The 23,098-nt window shown below is 35.6% G+C and carries 13 protein-coding genes; 8 read left to right on the top strand and 5 right to left on the bottom strand.

Translation table 11 applies throughout. From position 1 onward, the window contains the following. Nucleotide 1: 1 nt before the first annotated feature. Both WHC90_RS06595 and pruA read right to left on the bottom strand, forming a co-directional pair. Nucleotides 2–2,827 carry a M16 family metallopeptidase gene (locus WHC90_RS06595; RefSeq protein ID WP_188597689.1) on the bottom strand — a complete coding sequence of 942 codons (2,826 nt, stop codon included), beginning with the start codon at nt 2,825–2,827 and terminating at the stop codon, nt 2–4. Nucleotides 2,828–3,000: 173 nt separating this feature from the next. Continuing rightward, the gene (gene pruA / locus WHC90_RS06590) at nt 3,001–4,626 is read right to left on the bottom strand and encodes an L-glutamate gamma-semialdehyde dehydrogenase (protein ID WP_188597688.1); all 1,626 of its coding nucleotides are present in this window, start codon (nt 4,624–4,626) and stop codon (nt 3,001–3,003) included. A 115-nt stretch (nt 4,627–4,741) separates the two neighbouring features. Here pruA and WHC90_RS06585 point away from each other — a divergent pair, with 115 nt between their 5' ends. Continuing rightward, nucleotides 4,742–5,422, top strand: a complete 681-nt coding sequence (locus tag WHC90_RS06585) for an NRDE family protein (RefSeq protein ID WP_188597687.1) — start codon at nt 4,742–4,744, stop codon at nt 5,420–5,422. A gap of 24 nt (nt 5,423–5,446) precedes the next feature. Here the strand turns inward: WHC90_RS06585 and WHC90_RS06580 are convergent, their stop codons facing one another. The 3 genes from WHC90_RS06580 to WHC90_RS06570 all read right to left on the bottom strand — a co-directional run bounded on the left by WHC90_RS06580 (nt 5,447) and on the right by WHC90_RS06570 (nt 8,234). Further along, nucleotides 5,447–6,547 (bottom strand): DUF3667 domain-containing protein, encoded by a 1,101-nt coding sequence (locus WHC90_RS06580; protein ID WP_188597686.1) that lies wholly within the window; start codon nt 6,545–6,547, stop codon nt 5,447–5,449. After that, complete coding sequence (gene apaG, locus WHC90_RS06575) at nt 6,547–6,933, bottom strand: Co2+/Mg2+ efflux protein ApaG (RefSeq protein ID WP_188597685.1); 387 nt, start codon at nt 6,931–6,933, stop codon at nt 6,547–6,549. The genes WHC90_RS06580 and apaG overlap by 1 nt, the downstream gene beginning before the upstream one ends. A gap of 71 nt (nt 6,934–7,004) precedes the next feature. Further along, nucleotides 7,005–8,234: a DUF5103 domain-containing protein gene (locus tag WHC90_RS06570; RefSeq protein ID WP_188597684.1), complete on the bottom strand. Its 1,230-nt coding sequence runs from the start codon at nt 8,232–8,234 to the stop codon at nt 7,005–7,007. A 203-nt stretch (nt 8,235–8,437) separates the two neighbouring features. Here WHC90_RS06570 and WHC90_RS06565 point away from each other — a divergent pair, with 203 nt between their 5' ends. From WHC90_RS06565 to WHC90_RS06535, 7 genes are all read left to right on the top strand, one after another. Further along, on the top strand, nt 8,438–9,790 hold the full coding sequence (locus WHC90_RS06565; protein ID WP_188597683.1) for a Na(+)-translocating NADH-quinone reductase subunit A: 1,353 nt from the start codon (nt 8,438–8,440) through the stop codon (nt 9,788–9,790). A gap of 4 nt (nt 9,791–9,794) precedes the next feature. Beyond that, nucleotides 9,795–11,003 carry an NADH:ubiquinone reductase (Na(+)-transporting) subunit B gene (locus WHC90_RS06560; protein WP_188597682.1) on the top strand — a complete coding sequence of 403 codons (1,209 nt, stop codon included), beginning with the start codon at nt 9,795–9,797 and terminating at the stop codon, nt 11,001–11,003. Between the two features lie 2 nt (nt 11,004–11,005). Continuing rightward, nucleotides 11,006–11,752: a Na(+)-translocating NADH-quinone reductase subunit C gene (locus WHC90_RS06555; protein ID WP_188597681.1), complete on the top strand. Its 747-nt coding sequence runs from the start codon at nt 11,006–11,008 to the stop codon at nt 11,750–11,752. 1 nt (nt 11,753) lies between these two features. Beyond that, complete coding sequence (locus tag WHC90_RS06550; RefSeq protein WP_188597680.1) at nt 11,754–12,398, top strand: NADH:ubiquinone reductase (Na(+)-transporting) subunit D; 645 nt, start codon at nt 11,754–11,756, stop codon at nt 12,396–12,398. Nucleotides 12,399–12,470: 72 nt separating this feature from the next. Then, on the top strand, nt 12,471–13,211 hold the full coding sequence (gene nqrE, locus WHC90_RS06545) for an NADH:ubiquinone reductase (Na(+)-transporting) subunit E (RefSeq protein WP_188597679.1): 741 nt from the start codon (nt 12,471–12,473) through the stop codon (nt 13,209–13,211). Next, a complete protein-coding gene (nqrF, locus tag WHC90_RS06540) occupies nt 13,211–14,521 on the top strand; it encodes an NADH:ubiquinone reductase (Na(+)-transporting) subunit F (protein ID WP_188597678.1) in 1,311 nt (436 codons plus the stop codon). The genes nqrE and nqrF overlap by 1 nt, the downstream gene beginning before the upstream one ends. A 531-nt stretch (nt 14,522–15,052) precedes the next feature. Continuing rightward, nucleotides 15,053–22,975 carry an MBG domain-containing protein gene (locus WHC90_RS06535; protein WP_188597677.1) on the top strand — a complete coding sequence of 2,641 codons (7,923 nt, stop codon included), beginning with the start codon at nt 15,053–15,055 and terminating at the stop codon, nt 22,973–22,975. Nucleotides 22,976–23,098: the final 123 nt, after the last annotated feature.

Raw genomic sequence — 23,098 nt, 5'->3', positions numbered from 1 at the left:
TTTAGTTTTTGATTTTTACTCTGGTATTGTTTAATAAAGTAGGTTTTCCGTAACCCAATTCATTTAATCGATCTAATTGCGTTTCTGCATCTCCCACAAATAACCAAATCATTTTGGTAGGGTCAGCGTATTTATTAGCCAATTCTTGGATCTTTTCTACTGTCATTTCATTGACGATTTTCTCGCGATCTTTAATATAATCAGCTTTTAAGTTATAGGCGCTAATACTTTGTAACATGTTTAGTTTAGCTCCCATGGTTTCAAAAGCTCTTGCATTACTCTTAATTAAAAAGCCTTTGGTTGTTGCCAAATCTTTTTCGGAATAATTTTTTGGATACTCATTAAGAATCTTTTTTACCAATAGAGCAGACTCTAGCGTAACATTGGTTCTTACTTGACTTGATATGGTAAAGGTCCCAACTGCTTTTGATCCTGAGAATCGTGAAGATATTCCGTAAGTGTATCCTTTACCTTCTCTTAATTCTTGAGTTAATTGAGAAGCAAATCCACCACCACCTAGAATATAATTCATCACATTAGCAGGGTAAAAATCTTTATCTGTAGCCGCTAAAGCCGCAGCTCCAAAATTAATAACAGATTGTTTTGCTTTTGGCACATCATAAAAATATACTGCTGGCTCTGTTGGGGCTTTTGGAGTTTCAAAAGTTGGAATAACAACTTCTTTTGAAGCCCAATTTGTATTGATGTCTTGCAGCGATGAAATTACGGATGCTTGATCAATACTACCAACTACATGCATTTTAGTGATGGATGGTGAAATGAAATTAGCATAATATTCTTTTAAATCAGCTAAGCTAATATCGCTCACAGAACTCATGGTTCCGAGTGTGTTTTTAGCATAGATATTGTCCTTTCCATAAATCAACTGTCTATAAGCGTTTTGAGCAATAGCATTTGGATTTGCTTCCTGCTGACGCAAACTATTGATGGTCGATTTTTTTAACAATTCAAATTCACTTTCATCCCAACGAGGCTCTAAAAGAATTTCTTCTACCAGCTTTAAGGTTTTTGTGTAGTTTTTTGTTAGCGTATTACCACTAATAGTAATATTTTCTTTAGAAGCAGATACATATATAGAAGCTCCTAAATCTTGAATTGCTTCTTCTAGTTCTGCAGTCGTTTTGTTTTTAGTTCCTCGATTCATCAATCTAGCCGTTAAATTAGCAACACCTAACTTGTTCATTTTTTCTAACAATTGACCTCCTTCTATTACTAAATTGAATCGAACTAAAGGCACTTCGTCATTTTTGATTCCGTAAACTTTAATACCGTTAGACAGTTCATCTTCCCATACTTTAGGCACAGCTAATTCTGGAGCTTTGCCGTATGGAGGCTCTACAGATCTGTCAAAAGTAGAAGGTGTTTTTGTATAGCTAGCTGCAATTTTTGGGTCAAAACTCTTTTCGGCTCCTTGAACAATCAACTCTTCTTTGATGATGGCCTCAGTAGAATTTGCTAAAGCAAGATCAGACATGCCTTTTGGCACAAAACTGGTAGCGATAAAGTTTTTGTCTTTTATATATGCGTTGTATACGCGCATAACATCTTCTTTGGTAACATTAAGCATGTATTGACTTTCTTTGTTAATGAAACCAGGATCACCCGCATAGGTATTGTAAGAGGCTAGATTGGTTCCCTTTCCTAAAACGCTTGAGAGTCCATTGTAAAATTGTGTTTCAATTCCTGCTTTTATTCTGTTTAAATCTTTGCTAGAAATACCTTCTTTTTCAAACATTTTAAAAGCTTGTTGAACTCCAGAGAACACTTCGTTTAAGTTAATGTTGGCATAACTTCTTACACCCAACTGTACCTGTCCAGCCAATTCTGATGAGCGGTTATACATACCTGCGCCCGGAGCTAATTTTAATTGATCTACCAGTACTTTGTTAAGTGGTGCATTTTTACCACTAGATAAATATTGGGTTAAAATATCCAAAGCGTATGAATCTTTGTGGTATAACTCTACTGATGGCCAGGCCAATGTAAGCATTGGTAATCTAGCAAAATTGTCTTCGTAGTATAAAAATTTTGTTTCTTTTACTACGCCTGGTCTTTTTTCTAAAGGAGTAATTTCTTCTCCTCTAGGGATTTCATCAAAATACTTTTTTACCCATTTTGTAGCTTGGTCGATATCAAAATCTCCCGATAGTACCAAAGTGGCATTGTTAGGAACATACCATTTCTTAAAAAAGTTCTTTACATCATTAAGGGTTGCATTTTGTAAATCTTCTAAAGAACCAATTACTTGCCAGTTATATGGATGGTCTTTTGGATAGAGATTACGGTCAATAATCTGCTGATTAAACCCGTAAGGAGCATTGTCTACACGCTGTCTTTTTTCATTTTTAACAACTTCTTTTTCTTTTGCTAAAACTGGTTCTGTTACGGTGTTGATAAACCAGCCCAGTTTGTCTGCCTCAGCCCAAATCATTTTTTCTAAAGCATCACTTGGAACGGTCTGTAAATAGTTGGTTCGATCTCTAGAGGTTGATCCATTAGCACCAGATCCTCCAATACGTGCGCTCATTTTATCCAATCCTCCCTTTCCTAAATTTTCAGATTCTAAAAACAATAAGTGTTCAAAAAGGTGAGCAAAACCTGTTCTTCCAGAAATTTCTCTTGCAGAACCAACATGCGCCATTAACTCAACGGCAACCACTGGATCAGACTTGTCTACATGGAAAACTACTTCGAGTCCATTGTCTAAAACGATCTTTTTAAACGGAACCTCAAGCGTACTCTCTTTATTGGTTTGACATGAAATAATGGAAAAAATAAAAGCAAAAATGTAAAGTCTTTTAGTCATTGTATAAAAATTAAATTGCTGTTTGTAAGCTTTAAAAGGATAAATATACAAATTAATGACTGTCATTTTTGTATTTATGTTACAGTTAATGCTGTTTATTTTTTCAATTTCTTTGGGCAATAAAAAAGCCTCATCAAAAAATGATGAGGCTTTTTAGTATGTTAAACTTTAATTTATCCTAAAAAAGGATATCTGTAATCTACTGGAGTTACAAAAGTTTCTTTGATCATTCTTGGAGATACCCAACGCATTAAGTTTTGTGCAGATCCAGCTTTGTCATTAGTTCCAGAAGCTCTTGCTCCACCAAATGGTTGTTGTCCAACAACAGCACCTGTAGGTTTGTCGTTTACATAGAAGTTTCCAGCAGCATTTTCTAAAACTCTAGTCGCTTCTTCAATAGCATAACGACAGGTAGATAATACAGCTCCAGTTAATGCATATTCACTTGTTTCATCAACTAATTTTAAAGTTTCAGAAAACTTGTTTTCATCGTATACAAAGATTGTCATTACAGGTCCAAATAATTCAGTACACATGGTGCTGTATTTTGGATTGCTTGTTACAATAATTGTTGGCTCAATAAAATATCCTTTCGATTTATCATATCCTCCACCAACAATAATTTCTGCATCAGCATCTTTCTTCGCTGCTTCTATATAAGTAGCTAACTTATCAAAAGAACCTTCGTTAATCACTGCAGTAATAAAATTGTTAGTATCTTCTGGAGATCCCATTTTGAAAGATTTTACATCTTTAATTACATGGTTTTTTACATCTTCCCAAAGGTTAGTAGGAACATAAGCTCTAGATGCCGCTGAACATTTTTGTCCTTGGAACTCAAATGCTCCTCTAGAAATGGCAGTAGCAACTTGTTCTGCAACTGCAGATTTATGAGCAACAATAAAATCTTTACCTCCAGTTTCACCAACAATTCTTGGATATGTTCTGTAGTTTTCTATGTTGTTTGCAATTTGTTTCCACAAGCTCTGAAAAACAGGTGTAGATCCAGTATAGTGTAATCCTGCAAAATTAGGATCAGCCATAATAGTATCAGTAATCATTCCTGCATTTCCAAATACAACATTGATAACACCATCAGGAACTCCTGCTTCTTTAAATACATCCATAATGACTTTTGCAGAATAGATTTGGTTGTTACTTGGTTTCCAAACAACAACATTACCCATTAAAGCCATACAAGAAGGTAAGTTTCCTGCAATTGCAGTAAAGTTAAACGGAGTCACTGCGTAGGTAAACCCTTCTAAAGGTCTGTATTCTACTCGGTTCCAAGCATCACTAGTGCTTTCTGGTTGCTCCATATAAATGTCTGTCATAAACTGAACATTAAAACGCAAGAAATCAATCAATTCACAGGCTGCATCTATTTCTGCTTGGTGCACTGTTTTTGACTGCGCCATCATGGTAGCAGCATTGATTTTTGCTCTGTAAGGTCCTGCAATCAACTCTGCAGCTTTTAAAAAGATACCCGCACGTTGTTCCCATGGCATTTGAGACCATGATTTTCTTGCTTCTAAAGCAGTAGCAATTGCTTCTTCTACATGCGATTTTTCTGCAAGGTGATAAGTCCCTACAATATGTTTGTGGTCATGAGGGGGAGACATGGTTCTGGTATTACCCGTTGTTACGTCTTTTCCATTAATGTACATAGGTACATCAATCGTACTATTATACATTTCTTTATATGCTTTTATTACAGCTTCTCTTTCAGGTGAATTAGGAGCGTATCCTTTCACTGGTTCATTAACTGCTACTGGAACATTAAAAAATCCTCTTGCCATTTTGTTGTGTTTTTAAATTTTAATCGACTAATTTTGAAGTGCAAAGTTACAATTTTTTAATAGAAACAAAGCTTGCTTCGCATCAAAACTCATTACAAACTATACGAATCAATTTATGTGTACAGTCACCTATCTACCTTTGGGAAATGAGGATTTTATTTTAACGTCTAATCGCGATGAAAGTCCTTTGCGAAAAACACTTCAGCCTAAAAAATACTTAGAAAATGGCGTTGCCTTAACCTATCCTAAAGATCAATTGGCTGGGGGTACTTGGATTGGTTTAAGCGAGCAAAAAAGATTAATCTGTTTGTTAAATGGAGGTTTTACAAGTTATAAAAGAGCGGCAACTTATCGCATGAGCCGAGGGGTCATCGTCAAAGAATTGTTGAGTACTAGTAACTTTACTTCCTCTATTAAAAGCTATGATTTAGAGGGTGTAGAGCCCTTTACCATTGTACTTATCGATTGGCAAAAAACACTTCAGGTTTTTGAGTTGGTTTGGGATGGAAGTCAAAAACACTTTAAAAAATTAGCTCAAGAGCCAGCTATTTGGTCTTCATCAACCTTGTATAATGAAGAAGAAAAATTACTTAGAAAAACATGGTTTGCTAATTGGTTGTCAGCACATAAAGAGTATACTCAAGCACAAATACTAGACTTTCATCAAAGTACCCAAATAGGATCTCCAGAAGTTTCCATAAAAATGAAACGCAATTTTGTTGAAACAGTTAGTACTACATCTGTTCTAAAAAAAGGTCCAAAAGCGGCAATGAAGTACCTGGATTATTTACCTTGATTTTCTCATCAGTAAACACTGACCTTAGTACAATAAAAATGCTGCGACTGAGGTAAGCATGATACCGATAGAGCCTAAAATAAAATAGACCGTATTAAGCATGCAGAATTTGATAAAAGTCTTCACGGTTCCTTGTTGGTAAAAATGTTTCATTGCTAAGAATAAATAGATTAAAAACAAGAGGATAAAAATAGGAATTACAAATCCAGGATGGAGTATGAAATTGACCAGGTAAAACAGCGTTAATAATAAAAAGAAAACGGTTTGCGTATGAAAAACAAAAACCAAATGCTCTACATAGGTGTATTCTCTACGGATGTAAAAGAATTTTAAAAATAAAGTAAAAAAAGGTAAAAGCACAAAAAGTGAGATGGATGCGTAAGAAAGTAGTTGTTTTAGGAAGTCGTTTAATCCATCGTCCTTTTTAAAAATTGCTGAAATTTTTTCAGACCTATCATAGGCAAAACGATTAAAAAAGGTTTTCTCAGTACCTAAACTATCCAATGCTTCATCAATGGGCATGTAAGGATGTTTTTCTTGAAAGTCCATAAACCGGTTTAGTTTTAGGTCTCCTAATTGAAAGGTGGGTCCTGTGTTGCTTCTGGCCTTTAATGAGTCACTAGCAATTTGAATCACATTAAACAATTCTTTTTTTTGGGTAGAATCAGTGTCCTTTAGTGCACTTTCCATGTTCTTTGTGGCCTCTTCTTGAATGCTGTCAATAGAAATACCTTTTAAATTATCGCTAATCGATTTCTTTTGACTCCCGTCTCTAAAATCATTAAAACGCTCGTAGCTATCAGTTACTCCAAGCATTACAAAAAACAAGATTGAGATGGTTAGGTAAAACCGAAAAGGATTTGTGTAGCGCTCTCTTTTTCCTTCAATATAATCCTTAGATACTTTGCCTGGTTTTGTTAATAATGGAACAATCGTGTTCCAAAATTTGGCATCCCAAGAAAAGAAACCATTAAAGATTTCATAAATAAATTCCTTAAATGTAACTTGTTTGTCCTTGTTAGATTGGCCACATTCTGGGCAAAATTTTTCATCATTCTGAAAAGGATAGCCACAATTTAAACAGGATGGCTCTCTAACGATATTTACTTTCTTACTCTTTCTCATTAATTTAAAACTGGTGCGGCTGTTAGTTGAAAGGAAGGAATACTTACTTTAAATTTTTGTGAAGTATTTAATTGCAGCATGGTAAAGCTGCCTTTCATAGCGCCAGTAGACCCAATGAGTAAACAATGTGATCTGTAGGTGTAGACTTCATCTGGTTTTAGTGTTGGTTTTTGTCCAACAACACCTTCGCCCTCTACATACTCTGTAGTGTTTAAAGCATCTGAAATTTCCCAAAAACGATCGAGTAGCTGAACCGTTTCTTTGGTGGTGTTTTCTATCGATATATAATAACTAAAGGCATGATGCAATGCATTGTTTCTGTAAACAGTACCATCATAGGTTGTTTTTACAGCGATTTTAATACCTTTTGTAATTTTTTGTACCATGCAATTTTGGGTCAGCTTGTGTACTCAAATATAACAACTTTCCTAAGAAATAAGAAAGCTTGCTCTAATTTTTATTGAGTTTGTTTAAAAAAAAATGTCTGCCCGCCTATGACTCTGTCAAAATCTGAGTTCATTGGGCGGTAGTAAACTAGTAAGGTATAACTGTTTTCGGTTTGGTAGAAAGAGCCGCTAAACGCTGTTAGATTGGGCTTGTTTTTATTGTCAAGGCTGATGTAGTTATAGTTGTAAAATCCTTGTTTAAGTAACAAGCTTGCGGTATAACTATCCGTTTCTTTGTTGTAGTGCATTTCATTTTCTAGGCCTGTTGCATAATTGTTAAAAGCACCATATACATATATCTTTTGATCTTTTAAGTCTTGGGTTTTTAAAGAGAAATAGATGCGTGCATAATCTGCTTCTGTAGCGCTGCTGCTGTTTAAGGCTCTAACTAAAAAGGCTCCATTAATGTCTGGACTGTAGGTGTAGGGCTTGTTAGCTCTTGGCTCATCTTGGTGTAAAATATGATGATAGATTTGTTTTTTTTCTACTTTTTGAATTTTTAAGTTGGTGGCAGAAATTGCCTTGTTGTCAAAATTTAAAAATTCGTTTCCCCCTTTAAAGTTGCCGCCAGAGTTTGCATTGTAAACTAATTGATTTCTCTTGTAATAAGGTTCATCAAATTGGGTAATTACTGTTTGCCAATTATTGTTTTGGACTAAGGCTATTTTAAGTTCTTCGCTTGGATTGTTAAAGCGAAGTTGTGGGTGGTTAATGGTAAACTCTACGGCCTGATCTGTTAAACTCTGACCTGAAATTTTACTCCTTAGGGCCTTGGCTGCTATTTGCACAAGGTTTTCGTAATAGGTAAAACGCCTCTTTAAGACAATGTTTCCAAGAGGGTCAATGATAGAGATTTGATAATTTCCGCTTTTTTTAATTTTTAAGGTGCTGTTTGGTATTTCTATTTTGTAATGTGTGTAATCCTGAAGGGTGTTAAATGAGTTTTCATATTCTTGGATTGTTTGTTGTTGGAAGCCATCAATGTATTCATTCGAGAAAAGTGAGCTGGGTTTCCAATCAAAGCTCATATGCTCAATTTTGTATTCATACGTTTTTTGATCGGCTTCTAGGTCATCAAAGCTAAAAACCAATGGAGTGCCTAATGGAACAAATGTTGTGTTTAGGGCTTTGTTAGTACCTTCAAAAGCAGCTGATTTAATATAGGAGGCTTGTTCCTTTTGAGCAAAAGAAATCCCTGTAAAAAAAATAAAAGCAACGAAACAAATAGGTGTTTTTCTCATACAAATCTACGGCTATTTTTGAGGGAGTTTTTAGTAGTATTGATTGCAAACCTACTAAATAAAATAAAAAGAAAATTTTATTTTATTTAGAATAATTATAAATAAGTGAATCTTAAAAAGATATCAGTTGTTTTATTCGAGTAAGGTTTGCAAAATTTTTAAATTTGCATGTTTTTTTAAGATAATTAAAAGTCATATTTACTATGTCAAAAGACATCCGTATAAAAAAAGGTTTGGATATCAAACTTGTTGGCGAAGCAGAACAAACGACCACTGAGTTACCAATTGGTGGGGTTTATGCGATACAGCCAAAGAATTTTCACGGAATTATTCCTAAACTTGTAGCAAAAGTCGGTGCAGAAGTCAAAGCAGGAGATTCGCTTTTTTATTCAAAAAGTGATGAACGCATGATCTTCCCATCTCCGGTAAGTGGTACGATAGAAGAAATAGTTCGTGGCGAACGACGTAAAGTATTAGCAATTAAAATACTTGCGAATTCAAAAAATGAACACAAAGACTTTGGATCAAAAGATGCTTCAAGCATGTCTTCAGAAGAGGTAAAAGCACATTTGCTAGCCTCAGGATGTTGGCCCTTTGTAAAACAACGTCCGTATGACGTAATTGCAAATCCCAATCAAACGCCAAAAGCGATTTTTATTTCGGGATATGCAAGTGCACCTATTGCTGCTGATTACGACTTCATTTTAAAAGGTAAACAAGCTGAGTTGCAAGCTGCACTTACTGCTGTTGGGAAGCTAACAGAAGGAAAGGTTCATGTTTCTGTTTCTAAAAATTCAACCTTATCACCATTTAATGAGTTAAAAGGATTTGAGTTGCACAAGCTATACGGGCCTCACCCGGTTGGAAACATAAGCACGCAGATCGCTCAAATAAATCCAATCAACAAAGGAGAAGTGGTTTGGACAATAACACCTCAAGACCTTTTGGTTATTGGAGAGTTGTTGTTAACAGGGAAATTTAATCCAAAAAGAACCATCGCTTTAGCAGGGTCTAAATTTAACAAACCATCTTATGTTACTGCCTATCCAGGTGCTATGATTCAAGATGTTGTAAAAGATAATTTGGATGCAGATAATACACGTATTATTAGCGGAAATGTACTTTCAGGAACTCAAGTTTCTTTAGAGGATGCATTAGGGTATTACGATGCCGAGATTACTGCAATCCCAGAAGGAGATGATTACGAACTTTTTGGATGGAACAAACCTGTCTTTAATAAAGTGTCTACTTCTAGAGCATTAACTTTTTCTTGGTTAAATCCAAAGAAAAAATACGATTTGAATACCAATACAAACGGTGAGCATAGAGCATTTGTAGTTACAGGTTCTTATGAAGAAGTTTTTCCGTTAGATATATATCCAATGCAATTGTTAAAAGCATGTATGTATAAAGATCTAGATGAATTGGAAGCTTTAGGTGCTTATGAGATTGCGCCAGAAGATTTTGCTTTGACAGAATTTATTTGTGTATCAAAACAACCTCATCAGAAAATTGTTCGTGAAGGGTTGGATTTAATGAGAGAAGAATTAGGATAAGATTATGGGCTTAAAACAAAATTTACATAATTTAAAAGAAAAATATAAAGGGACAAAAATGGCTCCTGCATTTAATGCAATCCATACCTTTTTGTATTTGCCAAATGAGACGACTCACGGAGGAACTCATATTAAAGCGGCTGATGATTTAAAACGTACGATGAATATAGTAATTATGGCATTAATTCCATGTTTACTTTTCGGTATGTTTAATGCAGGTTTTCAACACAATATTGCTGTTAATGGAAACTTTACTTCTGGAATGTCTTTCTTTAGTGGAGACTTTTGGAATTTAGATAACTTTTTTATTGGTGCAATTAAGATTTTACCATTGGTAGTCGTTTCTTACGGAATTGGACTTTTGGTTGAATTTATTTTTGCGGTGATTAAAGGGCATGAAGTTGAAGAAGGCTATTTAGTAACAGGAATGTTAGTGCCTTTAATTGTTCCTATTGATATTCCACTTTGGATGTTAGCAGTAGCTGTCGTTTTTGGTGTTGTTATCGGAAAAGAAGTTTTTGGAGGAACAGGAATGAATATTTTAAATCCAGCCTTAACCATTAGAGCCTTTTTATTTTTTGCTTATCCAACATGGATGTCAGGAGATAAAGTTTGGGTAACCGGAGCTGTAGAAAATGCAGGAACGCCTGATGCGATTTCTGGAGAAACTATTCTAGGAAGTTTGGCACAAGGAAAAGAAGTTGTGTATTCTGCTTGGGATATGTTTGCAGGATTTATTCCGGGATCAGTCGGAGAAACTTCTACATTGATGATCCTTCTTGGCGCACTGTTTTTGATTTTTGCAAAAATAGGAAGCTGGAGAATCATGCTTAGTGCAACTTTAGGTGCCTTGGCAATGGGATTAATTTTTAATGCTGTTGTTGATCAAGGATGGATTGGAGAAAGCAGTAAGTTTTACAGCTTAATGACCACTCCTTTTTGGCATCACTTATTAATTGGTGGTTTTGCTTTTGGAGCCGTGTATATGGCTACTGATCCAGTAACTGCATCACAAACAAACAAAGGAAAATGGATTTACGGTTTCTTGATTGGTTTTATTTCAATCATGATACGTGTGTTTAATCCAGCATATCCAGAAGGAGTTATGTTAGCAATTCTATTAATGAATGTGTTTGCTCCAACAATTGACCATTATGTGGTTCAAGGAAATGTAAAAAGAAGAAAGAAACGTTTAAAAGCTAAAACTGCATAGTTATGTCTAAAAAAACAGATAGTAATTTATATACAGTATTATTTGCAGCCGGAATGGTGTTGATAGTAGGGGCCTTATTAGCGTTTTTTGCATCGGCGTTGAAACCAACAATCGATGAAAACAAGCGTATTGAAAAGCAGCAAAATATATTATACGCCATGGGCGTAAATGAAAATGATGAAACCAATGCTATTTTTATTTCTAAAGATAAAGTAGCTGAAGTTTTTTCAAAATACATCACAAAGCAATTGGTTATTCAAGGAGATAAAATCACTGAAGACCCTAAAGCGTATTTGATCGATATTAAAAAAGAACAAACTGCAGAAAAAGAAGGTAAAGAAAGAAGATTGCCTCTATTTATTGGAGAGAAAGATGGAAAGAAATTTTACATCGCTCCAATTAGAGGGAAAGGTCTTTGGGATGCCGTTTGGGCTTATGTTGGAATGGATGAGAATATGGTTGTTCAAGGAGCATATTTTGATCATAAAGGAGAAACAGCAGGTTTGGGAGCAAACATCAAGCAACGTTTCTTTATGGATGATTTTATTGGCGAACACCTATTGAAAGATGATAGTTTTAAAGGAATCAACATTTCAAAATCAAACAACGATCCAAAGAACGAAGATAAAACAGATAACGAAGTAGATGCAATAGCAGGTGCCACTATTACTGGTGACGGTGTTTCAGCAATGATCAAATCTGAGTTGAAAAAATATGTATCATTCTTTAACACTTTAAAAACAAATTAATATGGGACTTTTATCAAAAAAAGACGCAGCATTAATCACAGATCCATTTGCAGATAATAATCCAATTACGATTCAAGTTTTAGGAATCTGTTCTGCATTGGCAATTACAGCAGAGCTTAAAGCTTCTATTGTAATGGCGGTATCTGTATTGTTTGTGTTAGGTGTAGGAAACGTGGTTATTTCTTTAATGAGAAATATCATTCCTTCAAAAATTAGAATTATTGTACAACTTATTGTTGTTGCAACCTTGGTGATTATTGTTGATCAAGTATTAAAAGCTTTTGCTTATGAACTAAGTAAAACTTTAGGTGCATTTATTGGTTTGATTATTACCAACTGTATTATTATGGGACGTTTTGAAGCTTTTGCTTTGGCCAACGGTCCTTGGAGATCTTTCTTAGATGGAATCGGAAATGCATTAGGATATGGAGTTATCTTAATCATTGTTGGTTTCTTTAGAGAATTACTTGGTTCTGGAACCTTATTAGGGTTTAAAGTATTAGGAGACCCTATTGAAAAAACAGGCTTGTATGCTTTTGGATATGAAAACAACGGTTTTATGTTGTTAGCGCCAATGGCATTGATTGTTGTAGGAATTATCATCTGGATCCAACGTAGTAGAAACGAAGCATTAATAGAAGAATAAACAGTAAGCAATTATCAAAACTCAATGTTTAAAATTGATAACTGATAATTGATAACTGAAAATTGAAATAATATGGAACATATAGAATTATTTTTCAAATCGATATTTATAGACAACATGGTGTTTGCAACCTTCTTAGGAATGTGTTCATACCTAGCTGTTTCTAAAAAGGTATCTACAGCGGTTGGTTTAGGAGCTGCGGTTATATTTGTATTAGCCGTTACTGTACCCTTAAACTGGTTGTTAGATCAATATATATTAAAAGAAGGCGCATTGGTTTGGTTAGGTCCAGAATATGCAGAATATGATTTAAGTTTCTTATCATTTATCCTGTTTATTGCAACCATTGCAACCATGGTACAATTGGTAGAAATTATTGTAGAAAAATTTTCTCCTTCACTATACAACTCTTTGGGTATTTTCTTACCCTTAATTGCTGTAAACTGTGCAATTTTAGGAGGATCTTTATTTATGCAATCTCGTGAGATCGCTACTTTAGGTTTAGCAACTACCTATGGAATTGGATCTGGTATTGGATGGTTTTTAGCCATTTTAGCGATTGCGGCAATTAGAGAAAAAATTAGATACTCAAGCATTCCAGCACCTTTAAGAGGATTGGGAATTACTTTTATTGTAACAGGTTTGATGGCTATTGGATTTATGAGTTTTGGAGGGATGTTAACCGGAGGCGATGAAGAAGCGAAAGAAACTCCAAAAACAGAAGCTGTACAAGTCAACAAAGACCAGGTAAAAGCTAAAGAAGAGATGAAGAAAAAAGAATTAGCGAACAACACTAAAGAAATACTAAAATAATGATATTAGCAGCAAGTACATTAGGAACAATAGCGGCTACAGTAGCTGCATTCTTAGTAATAACTTTGTTATTGGTTGCATTGTTATTATTTGTAAAACAAAAATTATCTCCGTCAGGGCCTGTAAAAATCACGATCAATGGAGAACGCGTTATCGAAGTAGGTTCAGGAGGATCTCTTTTGTCTACTTTAGGAAACGAAAAAATATTTTTACCATCTGCCTGTGGTGGAGGAGGTACTTGTATTCAATGTGAGTGTCATGTAAACTCTGGTGGAGGTGAAGCCTTGCCAACAGAAACACCTCACTTTACTCGTAAAGAATTAGCACATGGTGCTCGTTTGGCTTGTCAGGTAAAAGTAAAACAAGACATGGATATTTCTATTCCAGAAGAAATTTTTGGAATCAAGAAATGGGATGCAGTTGTAGTTAGAAATTACAATGTTGCTACTTTTATTAAAGAGTTTGTTGTAGAGATTCCAGAAGATATGGGTTACAAAGCAGGAGGGTATATTCAAATTGAAATTCCACCTTGTGAAATCAAATATTCTGATATGGATATCACAGCGCATCCAGAAGAGCACGATGCGCCAGATAAGTTTGAAGCTGAATGGGATAAATTTAATTTAAGACCATTAGTTATGAAAAACTCAGAAGTTGTAGAAAGAGCTTATTCTATGGCTTCTTACCCTGCAGAAGGAAGAGAAATTATGTTAAATGTACGTATTGCTACACCTCCTTTTGATAGAGTAAAAGGCGGATGGATGGATGTCAATCCTGGGATTGCATCTTCGTATATCTTTAACCTAAAGAAAGGTGATAAATGTACAATTTCTGGTCCTTATGGTGAGTTCTTTATCAATGAGTCTGATGCAGAAATGTTATATGTTGGTGGAGGAGCTGGAATGGCACCTATGCGATCGCATTTGTATCACTTATTCAGAACCTTAAAGACAGGTAGAAAAGTTACGTATTGGTATGGAGGACGTTCTAAGGCTGAATTGTTTTATATAGAACACTTTAGAGCTTTGGAAAAAGATTTTCCAAATTTCAAATTCTATATCGCTTTGTCTGATCCATTAGAATCAGATAATTGGAAGGTAAAGAAAGACATTAATGATACAGAAGGTGACGGGTTTTTAGGATTTATACACAATTGTGTAATCGATAACTACTTAAGTCATCATGAAACTCCAGAAGATTTAGAATTGTACTTCTGTGGACCTCCTTTAATGAATCAAGCTGTTCAGAAAATGGGTGAAGATTTTGGTCTTGCCGATGAGAACATCAGATTTGATGACTTTGGAGGATAATCCAATATTAAAATAGTTAGTAAGAAACCGACACAGAATTGTGTCGGTTTTTTTATGTCTTTACTTCATTATAAAACGCAGAATCTCTCTTAAGAATCTATTCTTACAAGGGTTTTTATCTTTTTTTTACATCTTAAACCCTTTAATGTCAGTCTTTTTTGCTCAAAAAAGTGTTTAAATAATTGTTTAATAGGCTCTTGATATTGTAACGCTTTTGTAACGCTTAATTTAATAGATATGTAGGTTTTTTTATAAAACTTTGCCCTATGCTACTAAAAAATAAATTAAAGAAGAGAGGAATTCTTTTCATTCTGTTATTTGGGCTATTGCTGCTTATGTTGGTTTGGTGTTTTTATGAAACCCAACTAACACAAATAGACAATAGCATTAAGGAACTTAATAAAATATAGTGGCATCATTAAATACTTATTAATTATGTATCTCATGAAAAAAAATTACTTTTTAGTTTTGTTTACTCTCGTAAGCATTTTTTCGACATTACAGGCACAATTTATCCATAATCCTGAAAGGATGCCGGTCAATTTGCAACCTACCAGCCTTACACCGCAAGTTAATAGTCAATTTCAAGTACAGCGCAATAATTCTGTAGGGGTTACAAACAAAACTACTTCTATCTTTACTGCAGAGGCTTCAGCGCCACCAGTATTTGAAAACAGTACACCAGCAACAACTTCAATAACATCAACAAGTTTTAAGTTAGAAACAGACATCGATGAAGCAGGAACAATTTACTATGTAGTATTAGCAGACGGCGCAACTGCACCAACAGCAGCAGAAGTAAAAGCAGGTACAGGTAATGGGGGTGCAAGTGCAATTAGCAGTGGTAATACAGCCGTAACTTCAGGAGATTTTACAAATGATTTTAATATTACAGGCTTAACAGAAAATACAACCTATAATGTATATGTTGTAGCAGAAGATGATGAAACTACACCGCTTTTACAAGCAAGTGCAACATTGGTTTCTGTAAAAACATTTAAGCCTTTAGCAAAGATTGTAATTAGTGAAATAATGTACAATCCACCAGAATCAGGTGGAGATGAAAATGAATATATAGAGTTGTATAATGCAGGAACTGCTACAGTAGATCTTACAGGATATTCTTTTTCTAAAGGTGTTACACACACATTTACAACAGGTTCAATTGCTGCAGGAGCCTATTTTGTAATTGCAGTTAAGGTAGCTTCATTCGAGGCCGCGTTTGGAGCTGGTACAGCCGATGCAAGTTTGGTGGGTTCTCAAAGTTTAAGCAATGGAGGAGAAGAAATTGAATTAGTAGATGATGTAAATCGCATTGTAGATTATGTACATTATGATAATAGCTCTCCTTGGCCGACAGGCGTTAATGGTGATGGACCGTCCATGGAATTACGTGATATAACATCAGATAATAATGTTGGAGCTAATTGGTCAGCTTCTAACGATGTAAGAGATTTTAGAACAAGTATACCAGGTCCTGCTTATCTTAATAATTTGCCAATAAGAGGCACACCAGGTTTAGCTGCAAATTTTGATATTATTGCACCCGTTTTTGAAACCAGCAAGCCAGCAACAGCATCCATAACAACAACAGGTTTTACGTTAGAAACAGATATAGATGAAGCAGGTACTATTTATTATGTAGTTTTGGCAGATGGCGCAACTGCACCAACAGCAGCAGAAGTAAAAGCTGGAACAGGTAATGGTGGTGCAAGTGTAGTTGCTAGTGGCAATACAACTGTAACTTCAGGAGGTTTTACCCATAATTTTAGTGTTACAGGTTTAACAGAAGGCACAGCTTATGATGTGTATGTGGTTGCACAAGATGATGAAGGAACTCCTAATTTGCAGACGAATCCAACAAAAATAGAAGTTACAACATTAACATTGTTACCAACAAACAACATTCTCTACGTTAAGAAAAATATAAGTGGTGGTAATGGAAACGGAAGCTCTTGGGCAAACGCCATTCCAGAATTAGCAGATGCATTGGTTTGGGCAAACAAAAACAAAGCAAATTTTACCACAACGCCCTTACAAATTTGGGTAGCAAAAGGGACATATAAACCACTATACAGCCCAGAAAATGGGGCTAATTTTGGTACAGACCAAACTAGAGACAATGCCTTTTTAATGGTAAACAACGTGCAATTGTACGGTGGTTTTGCAGGTACAGAAACTTTGTTAACAGATAGAGATTTAAGTTTAAGCGTTAATAAAACAATTTTAAGCGGAGATATAGGTACAGTTAATGATACTGCAGATAATACCTACCACGTAGTAATTAGCACTGACGCTGTTGGTACCGCTCGTTTAGATGGATTTACCATTACTGGGGGGGGTGCAGGTGGAAGTTCGAATTTAACAGTCAATACTCAATATGTTCTTAAAATTAGAGGTGGAGGGATGTATAATAACAACTCTTCTCCAACAATCACCAATTCTACTTTTAGCGGAAATACTGCTACAAATTATGGTGGGGGTATGTATAACGATAATAACTCTTCTCCAACAATTACCAATACCACTTTTATCGGAAATACTTCAGCTAAAAGTGGTGGAGGGATGTATAATAAGAATAACTCTTCACCAACAATCACCAATTCTACTTTTAGCGGAAATACTGCTACAAATGATGGTGGGGGTATGTATAATGATACTTTTTCAACAAAAGTTTACAATTCCATCATTACAGGAACTGTTTATGATGCTAGTTCTTCTCCAGTATATAAAAACAGTATCATAGCAGACAAAAGTTATGACAATACTGGTACTGCAACTACTACAAATTTAACAGCTACAGACCTTTTTAAAGACTCCGCAAACGGGGATTACAGTTTAAATGCTTTTAGTCCAGCAATCAATGCAGGAGATAATACTTTATACACAGGTACAATTGCTACAGACAAAGATTTAGCGGGTAATGCCCGTTTATTTGCAGGAATACCAGACCCAGATGTTATAGATCTTGGTGCTTATGAATTTCAGGCAGAACCTTTAAAAATTACCCCTACAAATGGTATTTTATATGTAAACAAAACAGCAACAGGTAATAAAACAGGAGATTCTTGGGCAAACGCCATTCCAGAATTAGCAGATGCACTTTTATGGGCACATGAAAATAAAGCTGATTTTACAACAACGTCTTTACAAATATGGGTCGCAAAAGGGACCTATAAACCAATGTATAGTCCAGAAGATGGTAAGAACTTTGTAGATTCAGGACGAAAAAACGCCTTTCTATTAATTAATAATGTAGCGCTGTATGGTGGTTTTGCAGGGACTGAGACAGCCGTTGCCAATAGAGATTTAAGCAATACGGCAAATAAAACTATTTTAAGTGGTGATTTTAATGGAGATGACACCATTACAGGCTCTGGTAGTACTTTAAGTATTGGTAATAATACAGAAAATGCCTACCATGTTGTATATAGTGTAGGTAATGTAGGGACTGCTCGATTAGATGGTTTTACTGTTTCTGGAGGGAATGCTACTTACGCAACTTATATGTATGTAAATACAGTTCGGACTAATACTGGATACGGTGGAGGTCTTTTCAATGAAAATTCTTCTCCTGCCATTGCCAATAGTACCTTTAGTCGAAATAAATCAGAACATAGCGGTGGTGGAATACATAATAAAGGAGGATCTCCATCAATTACCAATGTTGTTTTTAGCGAGAATATAGCAGTTACCGGAGGAGGATTGTTTAGTGATGGCAGTACCTCCCAAAAAATTAGCAATTCTTTTTTTACTAAAAATAGCGCCATTAGTTCTGGTAGTACAACAAGTTATGGAGGAGGGTTAACCTTTGCCGGTTCAACCCCTACCATTATAAATAATGTCTTTATAGATAATTTTTCAGATTTAGGGGGTGCTCTCTTTACAACTTCAAATATTACCATAATAAATTCTACATTTAATGCCAATACAACAAGTTCAAATAATGCTATTAAAGGAGGTTCCAATGATATTACATTGGTTAACAGCATAGTTTGGAATTCAGTTTTAGGAGCTAGTGGGAGCAATATTACTTTTAAAAATAGCATATACCAAGGTACACTTTATAATAAAGACAATACTGCAACTAGCAACACAACAACAAAAGAAGAGCTATTTAAAGACCCGGCTAATGGCGATTTTAGTTTAAATAAAAAAGGATTAGCGGTAAATAGCGGAAACAATGATTTATATACAGGTACGCTATCAACCGACAAAGATATAGCAGGCAATACACGTTTGTTTGCAGGTGAACAAAATTTAGACAACATTGATATAGGTGCTTATGAATTGCAGTCAGAGGCTTATGAAATGTTACCAACAAACAATATTCTCTACGTTAAGAAAAATGTAAGTGGTGGTAATGGAAACGGAAGCTCTTGGGCAAACGCAGTCCCAGAATTAGCAGAGGCCTTGGCTTGGGCCCATCTTTATAAGTCAAAATTCACAAATTCAACTTTGCAAATATGGGTAGCAGGCGGCACGTATCAACCAAAGCACAGTCCAGAAGATGGTAAAAATATGTTAAGTGATGGCAAGAATAATACTTTTTTGATGGTTAAAAATGTACAGCTTTACGGCGGTTTTGCAGGTACAGAAACTTTGTTATCGGAAAGAGATTTAAGTATAGCAACAAACAAAACTATTTTAAGTGGTGATTTTAATGGCGATGATCTGATAACGGGATCTGGAAGTACTTTAAGTATTACAAACAATTCAGAAAATGCATATCAAGTGGTTTTGAGTGCCGGTGATGTAGGGGCCGGACGTTTGGATGGTTTTACGATTACTGGAGGTAATGCTAGTATTAATAAATTAGTTACTGTAAACGAAAAAGTAACTTGGAAAGGATATGGGGGAGGAATGTATAATTACGCTTCATCTCCTACCATTGTCAATTGCACTTTTAGTGCTAATAATGCTCGAGTTGGTGGCGGAATGGACAATAATAACAGTGCTTCACCTACGATTATTAACTGTCTTTTTACAGGAAATACGGCATCTGATACAAATGGCTATGGTGGTGGAATGTCTAATACTAAAGGGTTACCTAAAATTATAAACAGTGTGTTTAAGGGTAATAGAGCTCAGAGATATGGAGGTGGATTATCAAACTCATCCAGTTCTAATACAACGATTATAAACAGCACTCTAACCGGAAATGCCGCGAATAGTTCTGGAGATGAATTGTTTAATGGTTCATCTACACTAAATATTTACAATACGATTGTTTGGGGTACCATTTTTAGTTATTCGACATTAATCAGTAAAAATAGCATTATAAAAGAACGAACTGATACCACCAATGGAAACATTGATGTTACAGGGCTAGCTCCGGAAGCTGTTTTTAAGGATGCAGCTAATGGTGATTACACCTTACACAAATACAGTCTAGCGGTCAATGCCGGAAATAATTCTTTATACACAGGTACATTAGCTTCAGACAAGGATTTTGCAGACAAGACCCGTTTGTATGATGGTGATCTTGCTACAGATATAATAGATTTAGGAGCTTATGAGTTGCAAGAAAAATCTTTTTCATTGTTAACTGATACAAACAATGTACTGTATGTGAAAAAGGGAGCGACGGGAAATAACAAGGGAGATTCTTGGGCAAACGCAGTTCCAGAATTAGCAGATGCCTTGGTTTGGGCAAATGCTAAAAAAGCAAATTTTAGCACAACACCTTTACAGATTTGGGTTGCAAAAGGCACCTACAAACCAAAATATACGCCAGAAGATGGCAAAAATTTTGCTGTAGGAACTGATGCAAAAGACAATTCATTTTTAATGGTTAAAAATGTTCAGCTCTACGGCGGTTTTGCAGGCGCAGAAACCACTTTAGCAGAAAGAGATTTAAGTCTTACGGCAAATAAAACAACTTTGAGTGGTGATTTTAATGATGATGATTCGGTTTCAGGGTCAGCAAGCACCTTGAGTATTGGCAATAACACAGACAATGCATATCATATTGTTATAAGTGCTGATGATGTGGGTACTGCGCGTTTGGATGGCTTTACAATTATCGGAGCAAATGCATCCGGATCCGGGACCATACTTGTCAACACCAAATCATTTTTAAGAAATTATGGAGGTGGAATGTATTTAGACGCCTCTTCACCTACTATTGAGAACAGTACTTTTATCAATAATTATTCAAGTGATTATGGAAGTGGAATTTTTAATAATCATTCTTCATCACCAAAGGTAACGGCGAGTATTTTTAAAGATAATAAAGTTGGTTCATGTGGAGCTGCTATCTATAATTATAACAGTTCTAAGCCTGTTATCACCAGTAGTTTTTTTACAGGAAATAATGCTCATGAATATGGAGGCGCTATTTACGATAGTGCAAGTTCTGGATCAAAAATTATCAACTCAACGATTGTTGGTAATTCTGCGACTGCAGCTGGCGCAGGAATCTATATACATACCTCAACAGCATCAATATATAATAGTATTGTTTGGAATGAAATTACAAGTTACGGAACAGGTTCATATACTCTAAAAAAGACCATTGTACAAGGCAAGTTATATGATCAAAGCGGAACAGAAACAACAACAGGATTAACTCAAGAAAAGATATTTAAAGATTCTAGCAACGGCGATTACAGTTTAAACACAAGTGTGCTAAACCCAGCAATTAATGGAGGAGATAATACCTTTTATACAGGTACTATTGCTTCAGAAAAAGATGCAGCAGGTAAGACACGTTTGTTTGATGGAGTTGCAACTACTGATGTTCTTGATTTAGGAGCGTATGAGTTACAAGCAGAGCCAATCCCAGAAGCACCAACCGGCGAGGCTACACAAAGTTATGCAGGTTCAGCAACCGTTAGTAGTTTAGTAGCAACAGGTAGCACCATAAAATGGTACGCGGCAGCAACAGGAGGAGTTGCTATAGAAGGTACTACAACATTAATAAATGACACTGTTTATTATGCAAGTCAGACGGTAAACGGATCAGAAAGTACAGCAAGATTTGCTGTAACTGCCAAAAAAGTCAGTGAATCAAGCCAAAGTTTTTTAAGTAGTGCCAACCCAACGGTAGCTAATTTAGTTGCAACACCAGGTTCAGGAGCAACTGTAAAATGGTATACTGCTGCTACAGGCGGTACTGCTTTAGAGAACACAGTAGTTTTAACTACAGCTACTTATTATGCAGAGCTAATTATAACAGGTACCCCAAATTATACTACCAATAGAGTTGCGGTAACAGTGGTTGTAAAAGCAACACCAACCATTACGTTTTCAAATTTATCAAAAACTTACGGAGATGCAGCCTTTGATTTAACGGCAACCTCAACTTCATCAGCACCAGTTACCTTTAGCGTTGTTACAGGAGGTACAGGAGCAGTTACTTTATCAGGAAAAAATGTGACCATCACAAAAGCAGGTACTGTAAAATTCAAAGCAAGTGTTGCAGCAAATGCCAATTATGAAGCTGCAGCAAAAGAGATTACGCTTACCATCACCAAAGTAGCATTAACTGTAACAGCAGATGTACAGAGCAAAGTATATGGAGGAACAGAACCTATATTAACCTATACCATTACTGGGTTTGTTAATGGAGATACCGAAGCCAATTTAGATACAGAAGTAAGTATCTCTAGGGTAGCAGGAGAAAATGCAGGTACGTATACCATTACACCATCTGGAGCTTCAGGTTCAAATTACAACATTGCCTTTGTTTCTAAAGATTTCACCATCACCAAAGCAGCTTTAACAGTAACAGCAGATGCACAGAGCAAAGTGTATGGAGCAACAGAGCCTACTTTAACCTATACCATTACTGGATTTGTTAATGAAGATGCCGAATCCAGTTTAGATACAGGAGTGAGTATCTCTAGAGTAGCAGGAGAAAATGCAGGTACGTATACCATAACACCATCTGGTGCTTCAGGTTCAAATTACAACATTGCGTTTGTTTCTAAAGATTTTACGATCACCAAAGCCACGCAAACAATTACTTTTGGAGCGTTGAGCCATACACAAGATGTTTTTGATTTAACAGCGACCAGTTCATCAGGATTGGCCGTAGATTATAGCAGTTCAAACACAGCTGTTGCAACCATATCTGGTAAAACAGTAACAGTGCTTTCGGGAGGTGTGACCAACATTACAGCTACGCAATCTGGAGATGCAAATTACCATCCAGCCACAGCAGTTGTTCAGGTGCTAACGGTTATTCGATTAGGCGTTGATGAAGATGTCTTATTGTCTAAGACAGTTCAGGTATATCCAAACCCAGCAACTAATTTTATCCGTGTAGATTTAGGGAATATAAACAAAGCCCATATCAAGATCTATAGCATCACCGGAAAACAGCTTCTAGAGGTACAAGACTATACTTCAAAAGAGGTTTTAAACATCGCAAGCTTACAATCAGGGATGTATTTGTTAAAAATAGAAAGTGATACTGCTAGTACGATGAAGAAGTTTATAAAAAAATAATAATTAATTGTCTGATATTCAATAGTTAAAAAGCCTACGCAATACTGCGTAGGCTTTTTTTATGAAGTATAAATTGTAACGCTTTTGTAACGCTTTTCTTACCGGTTTTTTTCATTTTTTTAT

Source organism: Polaribacter pacificus (genome assembly GCF_038024035.1).
GTDB classification, from domain to species: domain Bacteria; phylum Bacteroidota; class Bacteroidia; order Flavobacteriales; family Flavobacteriaceae; genus Polaribacter; species Polaribacter pacificus.
This window is presented reverse-complemented; position numbering and strand designations above follow the sequence as displayed.